The following is a 17151-nucleotide window of genomic DNA, read 5'->3' as shown; positions in this document are numbered from 1 at the left end:
TTAAATTTTACTAGTTTCATATGCCTCCCATTTGTAAATACTGAGTATATCAAACAGGGGAGGTGAATCTTATGGTCGATCGAAAAATTATTTTAGATACATATAAAAAAGGACCTGAAGCTGTTATTTCTTTATTTGAAGAAACATTTTCTAAGTTAGAAAAACGTATACAAGAACTAGAAAATGCTTCAAAAAAAAACTCCAAAAATAGTCATAAGCCACCTTCTACAGATGGTTTGGGTAAGCCCGTTACAAAAAGTTTGCGCAAACCGTCTCATCGTCAAACGGGTGGCCAGTTGGGCCACAAGGGACATACTCTTGGTTTGACAGCGACTCCAGATCATACGATTACACATTCTCCTACATATTGTACTTGTTGTCATACTTCCTTGAACCACGAGCCTGTAAAAGGGTATCGCATTCGCCAAGTGTATGACTTACCACCTATTCAGATCGAAGTGACAGAACATAAAGTAGAACAGAAAGAATGCCCACATTGCCATTCTATCCAAGAAGCCCAATTTCCTTCGACAGTATCTCGTCCTGTTCAATATGGTCCAAATATAAAAAGACTGATTCCCTATTTAACGCATTATCAATGCATTTCTTTGAAGCGAACAAAAGAATTCTTTCAGGATTGTTTTGGACATTCTATAAGCGAAGGAACCCTGGTAAATCATACACAGGCTTTCGCTTCTCAATTGCAGCCATTCATAAAAGAAGTAAAGGAAAAGATTCTGCAGTCTCCTGTTGTCCATTTTGATGAAACTGGTATGCGTGTAGAAAACAAAACACAATGGTTACATACTGCCAGTACACCGGAGGTGACATTGCAACATATTCATCAAAAACGTGGAAAAGAAGCAATGGATGCTGGAGAAATCTTGCCATCTTTTTCTGGAATTGCGATGCATGATGGTTGGAAATCGTATGATGCGTATACAGATTGTCGTCACGTTTTATGTAATGCCCATCTCTTACGAGATTTACAAGGAATTATAGATAGTACTGGAGAACAATGGGCACAACAGATGCAGAAATTTCTAACGCAAGCGTTGACGATGAAAAAGCAATCCGAAGGTACCATGCCAAAAGCGACGCAAAAGAATCTGTTTATTATGTATCAATCCATATTGAAAGAACAACAGATTCTTTCCACGAAACAAAAGAAGAAAGGAAAGCAGACGCCTTCTCAAAATTTATGGAATCGCTTCGTCAAGTATTCTGACAGAATTCTAGCGTTTTTAGAACATCCAGCCATTCCATTTGATAACAATCAAGCAGAACGGGATATTCGGATGACGAAAGTAAAACAGAAAGTGTCTGGGACTTTCCGAAGTAAGAAAGGCGCAGAATCTTTTTGTCAGATACGAAGCTTTATGAGTACCATGAAAAAACAAAAACAATCGGTCTTACAAGCGATAAACCAAGTCATAGAAACTAGAACGGTTCCTTGGAATAACACGACTTCATAAGAGAATTTCTCTATTTGGCATAGATTCTTTCTCTGATTGGAGTATTTTCTTTTCATGTTTTCGAATCGGAAACATGTATTTGGCCTGTTTTTTTATTTGAAGAAGCTGAGTAGTTACAAAAATTCAAAACAAACGCCGATAGGTATTTCAGGATTACAGCAATCATTTGATGAATTTCTATTGACTGATGGAGAGGCAAAAGTATTATATCAAGTAGATCGGCAAGGAGAACCAATTTTCGGAAAGCAAGCGAAATACACTTCACCAGGAAATCCATTTTATCCAGTTAGGATTCAAACTACTTTACATAAAGAGTTGCAGCAAAAAGCAGAAGAAGTGATTGAAGCAAACGAAATAAAGAAGGGGGGATTAGTATTACTTGATGTAAAGACAAATGAAATATTAGCGATGGTTAGTAAGCCGTCTTTACAAGTAAGGGATGAGAATTTATATAAAACTACACTTGAAAATCAAATGTTAACGCCACATTTTCCAGGCTCTGTTTTTAAAACAGTAGTTGCAGCTGCAGTCATTGATCAAAAAGTAAATTTGTTTAATCGGACATTTAACTGTAATAAAGATTTATATGGTGAAAACGACCCGCAAGTTAGGATGGGTACGCTTAACTTTAAAGAGAGCTTTGCTAGGAGCTGTAACAGGACATTTTCCGAGTTAGGTAACGAGCTATTACAAAAGGATAGGACGGTGTTAGAAACATACGTAGCAGCTCTAGGAGCAAATGAAAAGGTTGGATGGAAAGGTTCTGTATTTCATACACCTCATTTTGAGCAAATGCCAGAAGAGAAAGGCACTACTATTTGGGGGAATGAAGAAAATAAAAGTAATAAAAAAGCGGTAGAACAAACAGCGATTGGACAGAAAGATGTACGTATATCACCTCTAGCAATTGCAAATATGATGGCGACGATTGCGAGGAATGGAGAAAAGATGGAAGTGAAAGCTGTTGAAAAAATAGTATATAAAAATGGAGCGGATTTTTTTACATTTGAGAGCCATACGTTAAATGGAAAACAGCTTTCGTATGAAACAGTGAAAACATTACAAGAGTTATTAAGAGGCGTTGTAACAAGGGAGAAAGGAACAGGAACGGCATTCCGTTCGTTGCCACTAAGTGTCGCTGGAAAATCCGGGACAGCGCAAACGGGGAAAGGGACGAGGGTGAATCGCTGGTTTGCAGGTTATTTTCCGTATGAGAATCCAAGATATGCTTTAGTTGTTGTTGATCTAGAGACTGATAGCAAAGTGAATAAAGTTACACCTACTTTTAAAGATATGGTGGGAGCAATCTATCAATTAGAGAATGAAAAGTAATCTTGCAATTTATAGTGAAATGTCTTCATTTCATGAAAATATCATTGTAAATGTTCAACCTTTCTAGGTTTAATGTTACAATAGCAATTAGGAAAAACTGCATGGAGGTTTGGAGAATGGCAGGAGGATCAAGATTCCAACAGAAACAACAAAAACGTCGTCAAAACGGTGTTTTAAATATTGCAATCGCTATTGTATTACTATTAGTAGCTATTGTAGCATATCAATTGTTCGTTCCTAGTACGAAAGAGCAAGCATCTTCTACTGATAAGAAAGTCTCTCAACAAACAACAAAGAATGAGAAAGCTGGAAAATCAGAAGATAAAGAATCTGCTAAGAAAAAAGAAAAAGAACAAGAGCAAGCAGAAGCTAAGAAAAAAGCTGAAGAAGAGAAGCTAAAGGCTGAAGAAGAACAGAAAAAAGCTGAAGAAGAAGCGAAAGCTAACGAGAAAGTATCAGCTGAAAAAACTGTATCTAAGGCAAAAGAGGCTTACACAAAACCTTCTTGGAAAGCTGTAGGAACAGAACAAGGTTCATCACCGGCGATGACGTTTAAACAAGGGTCATCAGATTGGAATGAGATGCAAAGTGCAATTGCTGCAGGTGTTGAGATACCGAAAGAGCAATTAGTATTCCATTTTGTTGGAAGAGACAAAACTGGAAAGAGCAAAGCTTATGGTGATGTTCAAGATAAGCAAAGTGGGAAAAGATATTACGTAAATATTGATTGGGTAGACAATGAGGGCTGGAAACCAGTACTTGTTCAAACTCTAAACTAAAAAAGAGAAGCTCCTTAGGAGCTTCTCTTTTTTGTTAACGCAATTTCTTTAATTTAAAATGAACAACCGCGCTATAATACGGTCTTTTGCTTTCAGGATCCATAACCATTTGATGAGAGATGTGATGAACTTCAAGCATAAGTGCTTTATTATTATCAATTTGTTCACTAATTTTTCGTTCTAAAGAAGCTAAGTCTCCCGCTTCAAAAAACTCTACTTTATCTTCTAACATTTCAAAGGTAAATGACATGAAGACGGCCCCTCTCCTATGTAATCAACTATAGTGTAACAAAGAAAAGAAGGAAATACCATGTACATTTCAATTGACATTTTTAGAAAGAGGGAATATCATACTGATAAAACCGATAAGAAAAAGGGGAATTTTTATGGGTACAGAATTTAATGGTTTATTTGATGAGTGGGCTCATACGTACGACTCATTTGTACAAGGCGAAGATATACAATATAAAGAAGTTTTCGCTCATTATGAGGACATTCTAGAGGATGTAGTTAACAAGTCATTTGGTAATGTATTAGAATTTGGTGTCGGTACAGGTAATTTAACAAATAAATTATTACTTGCTGGCCGCACAGTTTACGGTATAGAACCGTCGCGTGAAATGCGCATGATTGCAAAAGAGAAATTGCCAAAAGAATTTTCAATTACAGAGGGTGATTTTCTTTCGTTTGAAGTTCCAAATTCAATTGATACCATTGTAAGCACCTATGCATTTCATCATTTAACAGATGATGAAAAAAATGTAGCGATTGCGAAATATAGTCAATTGCTAAACAAAGGTGGTAAAATAGTGTTTGCTGATACGATATTTGCAGATCAAGATGCATATGATAAAACTGTTGAAACAGCAAAAGAAAGAGGTTTCCACCAGTTAGCAAACGATTTGCAAACGGAATACTATACACGTATTCCAGTTATGCAGACTATTTTTGAAAACAATGGCTTCCATGTAACTTTCACGAGATTAAATCATTTCGTTTGGGTAATGGAGGCAACTAAGCAATAGAAAGAGGGATTAGATTGAGAATTGCTGTAATTGGAGCAATGGAAGAAGAAGTACGTATTTTACGTGACAAATTAGAACAAGCAGAAACAGAAACGGTTGCTGGTTGTGAATTTACGAAAGGGCTATTAGCAGGGCATGAAGTAATCTTGTTAAAGTCTGGTATTGGTAAAGTAAACGCAGCGATGTCAACGACAATTTTATTAGAAAAATATAAGCCTGAAAAAGTAATTAATACTGGTTCAGCTGGTGGATTCCATCATTCTCTAAACGTTGGTGATGTAGTTATTTCCACTGAAGTTCGTCACCATGACGTAGATGTAACAGCATTTAACTATGAATATGGTCAAGTACCAGGAATGCCGCCTGGATTTAAAGCTGATGAGGCGTTAGTTGCATTAGCTGAGAAATGTATGCAGGCTGAAGAAAATATTCAAGTTGTAAAAGGTATGATTGCAACAGGTGATTCATTTATGAGTGATCCGAACCGCGTTGCAGCCATCCGTGATAAATTTGAAAATCTTTATGCGGTAGAAATGGAAGCAGCAGCTGTTGCACAAGTATGCCACCAATATGAAATTCCGTTTGTTATCATTCGCGCACTTTCTGATATTGCTGGTAAAGAATCAAATGTTTCATTTGATCAGTTTTTAGATCAAGCAGCTCTTCATTCTACAAACTTTATCGTAAAAGTGTTAGAAGAGTTAAAGTAATGTAACAAAAAGGCAACTGTCTCATATAAAGAAAATACATACAGTTGCCTTTTCTTTATTGGCAAACAAGGGGGAGAACACGATGAATGTATATCGTGGAGTTCATGAGTTAATTGGTCATACACCAATTGTAGAAATTACTCGTTTTTCACTTCCAACAGGGGTCCGTTTATTTGCAAAGCTTGAATTTTATAATCCAGGCGGAAGCGTTAAGGATCGTTTAGGAAGAGAATTAATCGAAGATGCGCTAGAAAAAGGGCTTGTTACCCAGGGTGGAACAATTATTGAACCGACTGCTGGGAATACTGGTATTGGACTGGCACTTGCAGCATTAGAACATGATTTACGTGTTATTGTTTGTGTACCAGAGAAATTTAGTATTGAAAAACAAGAATTAATGAAAGCACTAGGTGCAACTGTCGTGCATACACCGACTGAGCAAGGAATGACCGGTGCAATTGCTAAAGCAAAAGAGTTAGTAAATGAAATACCGAATTCATACTCTCCAAGTCAGTTCGCAAATGAGGCAAATCCTCGTGCATATTTTAAAACATTAGGACCTGAACTGTGGGACGCATTGAATGGAGAGATTAACATATTTGTTGCTGGAGCAGGAACTGGCGGTACGTTTATGGGGACTGCATCTTACTTGAAAGAAAAAAATATAGATATTAAAACAGTTATCGTAGAGCCAGAAGGATCTATTTTAAATGGTGGTAAGGCTGGTTCACATGAGACCGAAGGAATTGGACTGGAATTTATCCCCCCATTTTTGAAGACATCTTATTTTGATGAAATTCATACGATTTCTGATCGAAATGCATTTTTACGAGTGAAAGAATTAGCGCAAAAAGAAGGACTTCTCGTTGGAAGCTCTTCAGGAGCAGCATTTCATGCGAGCTTACTTGAGGCAGAGAAGGCAGCACCAGGTACAAATATTGTAACCATTTTTCCAGATAGCAGTGAGCGCTATTTAAGTAAAGACATATACAAAGGATGGGAATAAAAAATGAGAGCAAAGACAAAGTTAATTCATGGTATTCGCATAGGAGAACCTTCAACTGGATCTGTAAACGTACCGATTTATCAAACAAGTACGTACAAACAAGAAGCAGTTGGTAAGCATCAAGGATATGAATATTCACGTACAGGTAACCCAACACGTGCAGCTTTAGAAGAAATGATTGCTGTATTAGAAAATGGGCATGCTGGATTTGCATTTGGTTCAGGAATGGCTGCTATTACAGCGACAATTATGTTGTTCTCAAAAGGTGACCACGTTATTTTAACAGATGATGTGTATGGCGGAACATACCGCGTTATTACGAAAGTATTAAACCGTTTCGGTATTGAGCATACATTTGTAGATACAACAAACTTAGAGGAAGTTGAAGAAGCGATTCGTCCAAATACGAAAGCAATTTATGTAGAAACACCAACGAACCCACTACTAAAAATTACTGATATTAAGAAAATATCTACTCTTGCTAAAGAGAAAGACTTATTAACAATTATTGATAACACATTCATGACGCCATATTGGCAGTCGCCGATTTCTTTAGGAGCAGATATTGTGCTTCATAGTGCAACGAAATATTTAGGAGGTCATAGTGACGTAGTTGCAGGTCTAGTAGTTGTAAATAGCCCACAACTAGCAGAAGATCTTCACTTTGTACAAAACTCAACAGGCGGTATTCTTGGGCCACAAGATAGCTTTTTACTACTTCGTGGTTTAAAAACGTTAGGAATTCGTATGGAAGAACATGAAACGAATTCACGCGCTATTGCTGAGTTCTTAAATAATCATCCAAAAGTAAATAAAGTATATTACCCAGGTCTTGAATCACATCAAAACCACGAATTAGCAACAGAACAAGCAAATGGATTTGGTGCTATTATCTCATTTGATGTAGATAGTGAAGAGACATTAAATAAAGTACTTGAGAAATTGCAGTACTTTACACTTGCTGAAAGTTTAGGAGCAGTAGAAAGTTTAATTTCTATTCCATCTCAAATGACACATGCATCAATCCCAGCTGATCGCCGCAAAGAATTAGGAATTACAGATACATTAATTCGTATTTCTGTCGGTATTGAAGATGGTGAAGATTTAATTGAAGATTTAGCACAAGCGTTAGCATAATAAAAAAATGCACTGCTCTATATTAGCAGTGTGTTTTTTTATTACATTATTTTGTGAAACATTTCACAAAATAGACATACACAAACGAAATGATTTCATGTATATTGAATTCAGGAAATGTTACTCACGAACAAACTTGTGAAAAATTTCACAAACAATGAAATTCATGTAGGAAAGCATCTCTATTTTTTTATGTTAATTGGGACTTATTTTGACCCATAGGGACATATAAGGACCGTGATAGTAGAATAGGAGGAAATTTACATGGTAGTCAAAGAGAAAATTGTAAATGAAATGCAGGAAGTAAAAAAGATGATTGATACACTAGTAAATAATGGTCAACAAGCTTTACAAGCATTAGAAAGTTTTACACAAGAGGAAATTGACAACATTGTTCATGAAATGGCATTAGCAGGTGTTGATCAACATATGCCGCTAGCAAAATTAGCAGTTGAAGAAACTGGCCGTGGTGTATATGAAGACAAATGCATTAAAAATATTTTTGCCACTGAATATATTTGGCATAGTATAAAGCAAGATAAAACGGTAGGAATTATTCACGAAGATTCTCATGAAGAAATAATAGAAATCGCGGAACCTGTCGGTGTAGTAGCTGGGGTAACGCCAGTAACGAATCCAACGTCGACAACAATGTTTAAAGCGTTAATTGCGATAAAAACAAGAAATCCAATTATTTTCGCGTTTCATCCTTCCGCACAAAAATGTTCTGTGGCAGCGGCGAAAACAGTATATGATGCAGCGATGAAAGCTGGTGCACCAAAACACTGTATTCAATGGATTGAAAGACCGTCTGTTGAAGCGACGAAACAATTAATGAACCATGATGGTGTAGCACTCGTTCTAGCAACTGGAGGCGCTGGTATGGTGAAATCAGCTTACTCTACTGGAAAACCAGCGTTAGGCGTTGGGCCTGGTAATGTACCGTGTTATATAGAAAAATCAGCACATGTAAAACGAGCTGTTAATGATTTAATTTTATCGAAAACATTTGATAACGGTATGATTTGTGCATCGGAACAAGCAATAATTGTCGATAAAGAAATCTATGATGATGTTAAAACAGAAATGATTGAAAACAATTGTTACTTTGTAACAGAAGAAGAAAGAAAAAAATTAGAAAAGCTTGTTATAAATGAAAATACATGTGCAGTAAATAGTGATATTGTAGGGAAATCAGCACAGTATATTGCCGATTTAGTTGGGATTACTGTTCCTGAACATACAAAAATGCTTGTAGCTGAAATTCAAGGTATCGGAGCAGCATATCCGTTATCTCGTGAGAAACTGAGTCCAGTATTAGCTTGTGTGAAGGCGAATTCATTAGAAGAAGGATTTACATATTGCGAAGAAATGTTGAACCTAGGTGGTTTAGGACATTCAGCAGTTATCCATTCTACAAATAAAGATGTGCAAAAGCAATTTGGGTTACGTATGAAAGCTTGCCGTCTCATTGTAAATGCACCTTCATCACAAGGTGGAATAGGGGATATATATAATGGATTTATTCCATCACTTACACTTGGTTGTGGTTCATACGGAAAGAATTCAGTTTCCCAAAATGTAACAGCCACTCATTTATTAAATATAAAAAGGCTGGCAAATAGAAAAAAGAATATGCAGTGGTTCAAATTACCACCAAAAATTTATTTTGAAAAACATGCTACAGCTTATTTAGCAAATATGCCTAACATTTCACGTGCATTTATTGTAACGGACCCTGGAATGGTTGAACATGGCTATGTCGATACAGTCGCGCACTATTTAAACAAGCATGCAAATGATGTGAAAGTTGAAGTTTTCTTTGAGGTCGAACCAGATCCATCAGATGAAACTGTTTTTAAAGGTGCGGAAATGATGAGAAGCTTTAAGCCAGATGTAATTATCGCACTTGGTGGTGGTTCAGCTATGGATGCAGCAAAAGGAATGTGGTTATTCTATGAGCATCCAGAAACGACATTCTATGGCATTAAACAGAAGTTTTTAGATATAAGAAAACGTACATGTAAATATCCGGAATTAGGAAATAAGGCGCAGTTTGTTGCGATTCCAACGACATCAGGAACGGGATCAGAAGTGACACCATTTGCGGTTATTACAGATAAGAAAAATAATATAAAGTATCCGCTTGCAGATTATGAATTAACACCAGATGTAGCAATTGTTGATCCGCAATTTGTAATGACAGTACCACCACATGTAACAGCAGATACTGGTATGGATGTTTTAACACATGCAATTGAGGCGTATGTGTCTGTTATGGCAAATGACTATACAGATGGATTAGCATTAAAAGCTATTGATCTCGTATTCAAATATTTACCGAGAGCATATAAAGATGGAAATGATGAAGAAGCAAGAGAAAAAATGCATAACGCTTCTGCAATTGCAGGTATGGCATTTGCAAATGCTTTCCTCGGTATTAATCACAGCTTAGCACATAAAATTGGACCAGAATTCCATATTCCGCACGGACGCGCAAATGCCATTCTAATGCCGCATGTAGTCCGCTATAATGCTATTAAGCCAAGAAAACACGCATTGTTCCCAAAATATGAGCACTTTGTGGCAGATGAAAGATATGCACATATAGCGAGAATGCTCGGGCTTCCAGCAAGCTCGGCAGCAGAAGGGGTGGAATCACTCGTCAAAGCAATTATTGAGCTTGGAAAAAGCGTAAATATTAATATGAGTATTGCAGGACAAGGAGTAGATAAAGAGCAATTTGAAGAGGTTGTTGGAGTATTAGCAGAAAGAGCTTTTGAAGATCAATGTACAACTGCTAATCCAAAGTTGCCGCTTATTTCAGAACTGAAAGAAATTTATATGGAAGCATATAAAGGTGAATAATGATTAAAAAAGAGCCGCAGTAAAGCGGCTCTTTTTTTATTGGAAAACATCTCCCAGAATGGCTGTATTTACTGGTCTTTCAGTTTCATAGAATATGATACAGTGAAATGGAGGAGTGAGAATATAATGAAAGAATTAAAAGGAAAAATAGAAGACTATACTCGGTTCGGACAAATTCTTCTCGCTGTAAGTACATTGTTAATGGTTGGCTTGTTGATTCCGAATGGAGCAAAAGAGACAATCCAATTTTTTGTTATGATGGGGAGCATCGTTATATTTTTAAGTTTATCGTTCTTTTTCTTTCAGCGTGTGAAAGTGATGCGTGACCAGCTAGAGGAAAATGAATGTGAATAATATTGTTAACTAGAGCGCGGCGAAAAGAAAAAATCTTTTTGTCACGCTTTTTGTTTTTTGTAGAAAAATGTATGCGTTTCGTGTTGGCAATGATAATCCTTATCAATTAAAGTAGAATAGTAGTTAATGATTATCATTATCAATTAGAGGTGAAGGAATGAAAAAATCTATTACGCTATTTACAGCGATTTTATCTATTTTTTTCTTGTTAATAGGTTGCAGTGCCAAAGGGGACGAAAAAGCGTCTGCAACCAAAACAGAAAAAGGAAAAGAGAAAATCGAAATTACCGACCTATCAGGAAGAAAGGTAACATTCGATAAAGTGCCAGAAAGTTTTGCAACATTAAGTATGGGGGACATGGATATTATTCATGCTTTAGGTGGAAAAATAGTAGGTCGCCCGGATACGAAATTAACTCTTCCAGAGGAGTTAAAGAAAGCACAAGTAATTGGGAATGCACATCAACCGAATTTTGAGCAAATTGCTAGTTTAAAGCCCGATGTACTTGTTGCTAACAATGGATTCCAAAAGAATGTGCCAACGGTTGAAGGACAAGGAACGCAAGTTATCATTTCTTCTGCGAATTCTGTAAAAGATATTCAAAAGAATATTGAATTATATGGAACGGTAATGAAGAAAGAAGATAAAGCAAAAGAAATTAATCAAAAAATGAATGATCAAATGAAGAAATATGAGAAAAAGAGCGATGTGAAAGCATTGCTAGTGTATGGCGCACCAGGTACTTATTTAGCGGCATTACCAACATCTTTATCAGGTGATATTTTAGAAAAAACAGGCGGAAAAAATATTGCTTCTGATTTTCCAGAAACGAAAGAATATCCGCAATATGCACAGCTAAGTGTAGAACGTATTATTGAGGCGAATCCAGATGTGATTTATTTAATTACACACGGAGATCCAAAAAGTGTGAAAAAAGCATTCGAAGGCGAAATGATGAAAAATGAAGCGTGGAAAAATTTAGAGGCAGTAAAACAAAACCGCGTAGTTATTTTGCCACCTGATTTATTTGGATCTAATCCTGGTACAAAAGTTACAGAAGCAATGGACTTTATGTATAAAAGTATACAAGATGTAAGGAAATGATACGTATGGAAAGTAGTGAAGTAGTAAGAGAAAAGGAACATCCTTTTGCGAAAAAAAGATGGATAATAGCAGTTACTTTAGTTATATTAACAATCCTAGGTCTCTTGTACGGTCTTTTCGCAGGAAGTTTATCCTTTTCTATACGAGATATTTTAACAGGTATACAAGAGGAAGGTTCGACAGTTCATCGAATTGTATGGGATCTTCGCATACCGAGAGTGCTTATTGGGTTTATAGTAGGAACATGTTTAGCTGCATCTGGTACACTGCTACAAGGGGTTATGAGAAACCCTCTTGCAGATCCTGGTATTATCGGAGTTTCATCTGGAGCAGGCCTTGTAGCAATTGTCATCATGATTTTATTCCCACAGCATCTAGCTTTTTTACCACTAGGGGCGTTTTTAGGAGCTTTCATAACAGCGATGGTTATTTATGCTTTATCATGGCAAAAAGGGGCACCACCTTCAAGAATCGTCTTAGTAGGGGTGTCGATCAATGCATTAATTGGTGCAGCAACGTCAGCATTAATGTTATTACATAGTGACAAAGTACAATCGGTGTTACCGTGGTTAGCGGGCGGTATTGGTGGTGTAAGTTGGGCACATTTAAACATGATTATTTATTATGCAATATTCGCCATTATATTAGCTTTCTTTGGTATTAAGCATATTCGAGTGTTAATGCTTGGAGATGAAATGGCAAAGTTATTAGGACATAATGTGGAAAAAAGTCGGTTTTATTTAATCGTAGTAAGTACATTATTAGCTGGAATTGCAGTAAGTGTGTCTGGTCTTATTGGATTTGTCGGTCTTGTCGTACCACATATGCTACGTTTATTAGTTGGAAATGATTATAGATATTTGCTACCTTTATCATGCCTTGGCGGCGGGGTATTACTTGTTTTTGCGGATGCAATAGCTCGAAGTTGGTTTGACCCAATCGAATTGCCTGTTGGTATTTTACTGTCCTTCTTAGGTGGTCCGTTCTTCTTATATTTAATTCATAGAGGAGGAAAACAAAGTGATTTCCGTTAACAAAGTGTTTTACGCACACTCTGAAAGATTTCAAATGCAAAATATGAATGTACATATTAAGGCTGGAGAAATCGTTAGTTTAATTGGTCCGAATGGATCGGGAAAATCTACTTTGCTTCGTTTAATAGCAAGGCTACTGAAACAAAGCGAAGGGGACATCATTTTAGATGGGAAAAATATTCATATGATGAAGAGTGCTGATGTAGCGAAGCAATTAGCAATGTTACCACAAATGCATGATCATCAATTAGATTTAACAGTGAAAGAACTAATTGAGTTCGGAAGAGGTCCACATAAATCATGGAGTAGCCGCTTAAATAAAGAAGATGAAAAAATTGTTGATTGGGCATTGTCTGTTACAAATCTTGAAGGGTATGAATATCGTCTTTTACATTCTTTATCAGGAGGGGAACGGCAACGTGCTTGGATTGCGATGACGCTAGCGCAACGTACAAATGTCTTATTATTGGATGAACCAACAACCTTTTTAGATATCGTTCACCAGTTGGAAGTAATGGAACTTGTGAAACGATTAAATGAGGAGTTTGGAATGATAATTATAATGGTTTTACATGACATTAACCAAGCTGCTCAATATAGTGATCGTTTACTTGTATTAAAGCGAGGAAAGATTCAGTATGATGGTATACCAGAAGAAGTACTATGCCATGAAATGTTTCAACATGTATTTGGCATAGATGTAGATATTTTTCAGGGAAGTGACAAGCCTTTTTTTACACCGAAACGAATTTCTAAAAGGGGAGAAGAGCGATGCAAACAGAAGAGCGTATTACCACTGAATTAGTAAGAGAATTTGTTATGGCAGCTCACGGGGATTTAGAGAAAGTACAAGAGCTATTGGTTGAATCACCAAGCTTACTTCACGCTTCTTATAATTGGGGTGGATCAGATTGGGAAAGTGCGTTAGGGGCATCGGCACATGTAGGTCGTAAAGATATTGCTCTTTATTTACTAGAAAAGGGTGCTCGGATGGATATTTTTGCAGCAGCTATGCTTGGTGAATTAGAAGTTGTACAAGCTATTTTAGTAGCTCAACCAGAAGCATTGCGTGCATCTGGCCCTCATGGTATTTCTCTTCTTCAACATGCACGAATGGGTGGAGAGAAATCTAAGCGTGTATATGATTATCTAGCAATACTATCTTAATGAACGAAGGAAGTTCTTATGAGCGGTAAACTTTTCACTTGAAACAATTGGAAAGTTTACCGCCCGTTAGAACGGGATAAGTATCTAGTATATTTGAAAATCCTACACCCCCCTCAATTGTAGTTTTCTTTATGCTAGTTATGATATGGATGCAGTGGACAATATTTGTCTACTGCTTTTTTTAGTTATTTAGAATGAATATTGTTTATTTTATCGTTGGTTCATTTATCCCGCTATTTTCCAGGCAGTAAGACTCTTGCCTAAAAATTCAGTTAAAGCAAAGAAGTTAGACGGGAGATCCACTGCCCGTAAACGTCCGATTGGTAAAGGCTAATAATCAGTGGGGTGAACAAAATTCCCCACTGATTAAAGTTTCATTTTATAATAAATAGTAACATACCGTATACATACAAAACATGATCGTGAAATGAAGAATAAATTAGTGGAAAGGAGTGCCAGCATGTTTCATACAGAACGTTTACAAATTCGCAAATATACAATGGATGATTTACAGTTCTACGCTTCACTATGGGGGAACGAGAAGGTAATGCGTTATATTGGAAATGGGACATTAAAAACATATATGCAGTGTAAAAAAAGTCTGGAGGAATGGGTGATTCCTAGCTATAAAAACGGTCTCGGTTTATTTGTATTGATTGAAAAGGAAACGGGAACAAGAATTGGTCATGCAGGGCTGGTAAAGCAGAAAATAGATGGAAAAGAGGAAATTGAAATTGGTTATTGGTTACTTCCTCAGTATTGGGGAAAAGGGTATGCAAAAGAAGCGGCGGCAGCATTTCGTGACTATGGTTTCCAAGCATTACGAATGAATAAATTAATTTCTCTTATTAATCCGAATCATCCTGCCTCAATATTTGTTGCTAGAAAAACTGGGCTCAGCTACGAGAAAACAACGTCATTTCATGGAATCGATGCTCTAGTTTATTCTATTAAGCGTGTTGGATGAAAAAATTACTTTTTTAAAGGTAAATTGCATTTTTTGAAGAATGGTATATGAAAATAAAGGGAGGGGTTACATGTACATTTATCATAATGGACTTATTATTCGTGAGGGAACGAGTAGTGTACCAGCATATGCAATTAAAGCTTTATTTGAAGATGCCGGTTGGAGTAATGATAATATCCCTTCTTGGCAAATTGAAAAATTTACGATAGCATTCGAAAATTCAACATGGGCTTTCACAATTTGGGATGAGGAAGAGATGATTGCGATGGTTAGAGTCATTTCTGATGGAATTATGATTGCGAACATAGTAAATTTAGTTGTGAAGTGTGAATATAGAGGGAAGGGATTAGGTAAGAAGCTTGTAGCTCTTTGCCTGCAAAAACTTCCCCACGGTGATTGGTTTGCGCATACATCAGCGAACAATTTTGATTTTTATAGAAGCTGTGGATTTGAAGTTAGAGAGCTATCGAGAAATGGAACATGTGCGTATTATGGATATCAAGTCGCAAAAAGAGATGGTCACCGATAAATGAATGGAAAGTAAAAAAGTATAGCGAGGTAATTTTGAGACTTTTGATAATAGAGAATGGATTGAGGCTCGTTTTATGATAAAATAAAAGAAAATTCTGTTTATTATTAGGGGGATAAAAATGAGTGTAAAAGCTGGGGATGTATTTAAATATGAAAGAAGATTTACTGAGGAAGAAGTTTTTGAATTTGCAAATATTACCGGTGATAAAGGTAGACACCATGTGGAATACGATGAAAATGGAAGATTAATGGTTCATGGTTTATTGACTGCTAGCATTGGAACGAAAGTGGGAGAAGAGTTACATTACATAGCAAGAGAATTAGTAAGTGAGTTTATTAGACCAGTTTTCACAGGAGATACGATCACTTGTGAACTAACTTTAACAAATGTTGAGCAAATGGAAGGCTATAAAAAAGTTTCAATCGAGTCAGTTTATCGCAATCAGCATGAAAAGACTGTACTAGTTGGGACAAGTTATGGAATTATAAGGGGATAAAAAAGAAGCCTGTTTAACAGGCTTCTTTTTTTTATTATTTAATAAACACGTTTTCGATTTTCCGCATAACTAGAGATGAGTAATAATGCAGTTTCTTCTCCTATATTACGAACAATATGAGGAACGCATGCATTCCATGAGAAAGAATCACCTTCTTCTACAATTGCAATATCTTCACCGTGCTGAACTTCTAGTTTTCCGCGTAATACAAGGTGACATTCTTCCCCTTCATGGGCATTTGGTGAGTTTTCTTTCGGGAATCCAGTAGGGATTTCTACTAAAGATAGGCGAAGGCCCCCTTGCTCCGCAACATGTTCAATTCTTTGCTCATCTTTGCCGTATACACTGTATTTCCGTTCTTCTTTTTTGACAATTTTTAATCGATCTTTTTGCTCTAACAATAAATAGGGAAGGGGAACGTTTAAAAAATTGGAGATCGTTTCTAAAGTTGAGATAGATGGTGATGTTTTATTATTTTCAACCTGACTCATAAATCCTTTAGAAAGACCTGTTCCCTCACAAATTTGTGCGATTGTTATGCCCCTACGTTGACGAATTTCACGTATTGCAGAACCAATATTCATAAAATCAAGCTCCTTTTTGTAAACAACTATTTGTATCATAGCAAAAAAAATATATTTTTTCCCAGTGAAAATGAATTGACGAATAAAAAAAATTAGTGTATGTTTTGTAATGTAAATAAAAGTTTTGTATAAGAAAACTATAAAGGAGAGAAAGAAATGAATCAACATATTGGTAACTTAATTATTCGTATCGTGTTAGGGGTAACATTCTTCATGCACGGTTTAACAAAATTCCAATCAGGAATTGACAATATTGCAGGGTGGTTTACAAGCATTGGTTTACCAGGAGGACTTGCATACGGTGTAGCAACATTTGAATTAGTTGGAGGCCTATTATTAATTCTAGGTTTAGGTGTAAGATATATTGGATTATTATTTGCGCTTGTTATGGTTGGAGCAATCGTAAAAGTGAAATGGTCAGCTGGTTTATTGGGAGATGGAAAAAATCCTGGTTTCGAATTAGAACTTGCATTATTAGCAATGGGTGCATATTTATTTGTTGCAAAAGCTGATGGTTTTGTAGATAATTTCTTAAAAGAAAAAATGTCAAAGAAGAACTAATTTAAATGGGGGGGCTAAC

18 protein-coding genes and 1 pseudogene are annotated in these 17151 nt (G+C 36.4%); 17 read left to right on the top strand and 2 right to left on the bottom strand.

Annotated elements, in window-relative coordinates; all coding sequences use genetic code 11:
* Positions 1 to 71: 71 nt before the first annotated feature.
* The 3 genes and pseudogenes from tnpC to MHH55_RS15985 all read left to right on the top strand — a co-directional run bounded on the left by tnpC (position 72) and on the right by MHH55_RS15985 (position 3586).
* Positions 72 to 1475, top strand: a complete 1404-nt coding sequence (tnpC, locus tag MHH55_RS15995) for an IS66 family transposase (RefSeq protein ID WP_100910632.1) — start codon at positions 72 to 74, stop codon at positions 1473 to 1475.
* 117 nt (positions 1476 to 1592) lie between these two features.
* Positions 1593 to 2807, top strand: a pseudogene (locus tag MHH55_RS15990) (penicillin-binding transpeptidase domain-containing protein); the annotation flags it as partial.
* A gap of 116 nt (positions 2808 to 2923) precedes the next feature.
* A complete protein-coding gene (locus tag MHH55_RS15985) occupies positions 2924 to 3586 on the top strand; it encodes a YrrS family protein (RefSeq protein ID WP_000897098.1) in 663 nt (220 codons plus the stop codon).
* Between the two features lie 34 nt (positions 3587 to 3620).
* Here the strand turns inward: MHH55_RS15985 and MHH55_RS15980 are convergent, their stop codons facing one another.
* Positions 3621 to 3836, bottom strand: coding sequence for a YrzA family protein (locus MHH55_RS15980; RefSeq protein ID WP_000010984.1), 216 nt, complete (start codon positions 3834 to 3836; stop codon positions 3621 to 3623).
* 136 nt (positions 3837 to 3972) lie between these two features.
* Here MHH55_RS15980 and MHH55_RS15975 point away from each other — a divergent pair, with 136 nt between their 5' ends.
* The 13 genes from MHH55_RS15975 to MHH55_RS15915 all read left to right on the top strand — a co-directional run bounded on the left by MHH55_RS15975 (position 3973) and on the right by MHH55_RS15915 (position 15987).
* On the top strand, positions 3973 to 4611 hold the full coding sequence (locus MHH55_RS15975) for a class I SAM-dependent DNA methyltransferase (protein WP_000536320.1): 639 nt from the start codon (positions 3973 to 3975) through the stop codon (positions 4609 to 4611).
* A gap of 14 nt (positions 4612 to 4625) precedes the next feature.
* On the top strand, positions 4626 to 5321 hold the full coding sequence (gene mtnN / locus MHH55_RS15970) for a 5'-methylthioadenosine/S-adenosylhomocysteine nucleosidase (RefSeq protein ID WP_001217024.1): 696 nt from the start codon (positions 4626 to 4628) through the stop codon (positions 5319 to 5321).
* A gap of 82 nt (positions 5322 to 5403) precedes the next feature.
* A complete protein-coding gene (locus tag MHH55_RS15965; RefSeq protein ID WP_001103883.1) occupies positions 5404 to 6327 on the top strand; it encodes an O-acetylserine dependent cystathionine beta-synthase in 924 nt (307 codons plus the stop codon).
* Between the two features lie 3 nt (positions 6328 to 6330).
* Positions 6331 to 7464, top strand: coding sequence for a bifunctional cystathionine gamma-lyase/homocysteine desulfhydrase (locus MHH55_RS15960; protein ID WP_001201908.1), 1134 nt, complete (start codon positions 6331 to 6333; stop codon positions 7462 to 7464).
* Between the two features lie 264 nt (positions 7465 to 7728).
* A complete protein-coding gene (adhE, locus tag MHH55_RS15955; protein WP_078186955.1) occupies positions 7729 to 10332 on the top strand; it encodes a bifunctional acetaldehyde-CoA/alcohol dehydrogenase in 2604 nt (867 codons plus the stop codon).
* A gap of 126 nt (positions 10333 to 10458) precedes the next feature.
* Complete coding sequence (locus MHH55_RS15950) at positions 10459 to 10686, top strand: YrhC family protein (protein ID WP_000661263.1); 228 nt, start codon at positions 10459 to 10461, stop codon at positions 10684 to 10686.
* Positions 10687 to 10843: 157 nt separating this feature from the next.
* Positions 10844 to 11791, top strand: a complete 948-nt coding sequence (locus MHH55_RS15945) for an ABC transporter substrate-binding protein (protein ID WP_078186956.1) — start codon at positions 10844 to 10846, stop codon at positions 11789 to 11791.
* A gap of 5 nt (positions 11792 to 11796) precedes the next feature.
* On the top strand, positions 11797 to 12825 hold the full coding sequence (locus MHH55_RS15940) for a FecCD family ABC transporter permease (RefSeq protein ID WP_002041831.1): 1029 nt from the start codon (positions 11797 to 11799) through the stop codon (positions 12823 to 12825).
* Entirely contained in the window at positions 12812 to 13630 is an 819-nt protein-coding gene (locus MHH55_RS15935) for an ABC transporter ATP-binding protein (RefSeq protein WP_078186957.1), read from the top strand. The genes MHH55_RS15940 and MHH55_RS15935 overlap by 14 nt, the downstream gene beginning before the upstream one ends.
* Positions 13597 to 13992, top strand: a complete 396-nt coding sequence (locus MHH55_RS15930) for an ankyrin repeat domain-containing protein (protein ID WP_001192766.1) — start codon at positions 13597 to 13599, stop codon at positions 13990 to 13992. The genes MHH55_RS15935 and MHH55_RS15930 overlap by 34 nt, the downstream gene beginning before the upstream one ends.
* A gap of 427 nt (positions 13993 to 14419) precedes the next feature.
* A complete protein-coding gene (locus MHH55_RS15925; protein WP_004408018.1) occupies positions 14420 to 14959 on the top strand; it encodes a GNAT family N-acetyltransferase in 540 nt (179 codons plus the stop codon).
* Between the two features lie 70 nt (positions 14960 to 15029).
* On the top strand, positions 15030 to 15488 hold the full coding sequence (locus tag MHH55_RS15920) for a GNAT family N-acetyltransferase (protein ID WP_000276126.1): 459 nt from the start codon (positions 15030 to 15032) through the stop codon (positions 15486 to 15488).
* Between the two features lie 121 nt (positions 15489 to 15609).
* Entirely contained in the window at positions 15610 to 15987 is a 378-nt protein-coding gene (locus MHH55_RS15915; RefSeq protein WP_000111564.1) for a MaoC/PaaZ C-terminal domain-containing protein, read from the top strand.
* Between the two features lie 38 nt (positions 15988 to 16025).
* Here the strand turns inward: MHH55_RS15915 and MHH55_RS15910 are convergent, their stop codons facing one another.
* Entirely contained in the window at positions 16026 to 16571 is a 546-nt protein-coding gene (locus MHH55_RS15910; RefSeq protein WP_001020693.1) for a helix-turn-helix domain-containing protein, read from the bottom strand.
* Between the two features lie 156 nt (positions 16572 to 16727).
* Here MHH55_RS15910 and MHH55_RS15905 point away from each other — a divergent pair, with 156 nt between their 5' ends.
* A complete protein-coding gene (locus MHH55_RS15905) occupies positions 16728 to 17132 on the top strand; it encodes a DoxX family protein (RefSeq protein ID WP_001071553.1) in 405 nt (134 codons plus the stop codon).
* Positions 17133 to 17151: the final 19 nt, after the last annotated feature.

It is taken from the genome of Bacillus sp. FSL K6-2944 (genome assembly GCF_038005385.1).
GTDB lineage: Bacteria > Bacillota > Bacilli > Bacillales > Bacillaceae_G > Bacillus_A > Bacillus_A cereus.
The sequence above is the reverse complement of the archived record's forward strand: the minus strand, read 5'-3'. Positions and strand labels throughout refer to the sequence as shown.

Bases quoted from the DNA above. Each gene is read 5' to 3' on its own strand.
- tnpC (WP_100910632.1), top strand. From the start codon at position 72: ATGGTCGATCGAAAAATTATTTTAGATACATATAAAAAAGGACCTGAA.
- MHH55_RS15985 (WP_000897098.1), top strand. From the start codon at position 2,924: ATGGCAGGAGGATCAAGATTCCAACAGAAACAACAAAAACGTCGTCAA.
- MHH55_RS15980 (WP_000010984.1), bottom strand. From the start codon at position 3,836: ATGTCATTTACCTTTGAAATGTTAGAAGATAAAGTAGAGTTTTTTGAA.
- MHH55_RS15975 (WP_000536320.1), top strand. From the start codon at position 3,973: ATGGGTACAGAATTTAATGGTTTATTTGATGAGTGGGCTCATACGTAC.
- MHH55_RS15965 (WP_001103883.1), top strand. From the start codon at position 5,404: ATGAATGTATATCGTGGAGTTCATGAGTTAATTGGTCATACACCAATT.
- MHH55_RS15960 (WP_001201908.1), top strand. From the start codon at position 6,331: ATGAGAGCAAAGACAAAGTTAATTCATGGTATTCGCATAGGAGAACCT.
- adhE (WP_078186955.1), top strand. From the start codon at position 7,729: ATGGTAGTCAAAGAGAAAATTGTAAATGAAATGCAGGAAGTAAAAAAG.
- MHH55_RS15950 (WP_000661263.1), top strand. From the start codon at position 10,459: ATGAAAGAATTAAAAGGAAAAATAGAAGACTATACTCGGTTCGGACAA.
- MHH55_RS15945 (WP_078186956.1), top strand. From the start codon at position 10,844: ATGAAAAAATCTATTACGCTATTTACAGCGATTTTATCTATTTTTTTC.
- MHH55_RS15940 (WP_002041831.1), top strand. From the start codon at position 11,797: ATGGAAAGTAGTGAAGTAGTAAGAGAAAAGGAACATCCTTTTGCGAAA.
- MHH55_RS15930 (WP_001192766.1), top strand. From the start codon at position 13,597: ATGCAAACAGAAGAGCGTATTACCACTGAATTAGTAAGAGAATTTGTT.
- MHH55_RS15925 (WP_004408018.1), top strand. From the start codon at position 14,420: ATGAAGAATAAATTAGTGGAAAGGAGTGCCAGCATGTTTCATACAGAA.
- MHH55_RS15920 (WP_000276126.1), top strand. From the start codon at position 15,030: ATGTACATTTATCATAATGGACTTATTATTCGTGAGGGAACGAGTAGT.
- MHH55_RS15915 (WP_000111564.1), top strand. From the start codon at position 15,610: ATGAGTGTAAAAGCTGGGGATGTATTTAAATATGAAAGAAGATTTACT.
- MHH55_RS15910 (WP_001020693.1), bottom strand. From the start codon at position 16,571: ATGAATATTGGTTCTGCAATACGTGAAATTCGTCAACGTAGGGGCATA.
- MHH55_RS15905 (WP_001071553.1), top strand. From the start codon at position 16,728: ATGAATCAACATATTGGTAACTTAATTATTCGTATCGTGTTAGGGGTA.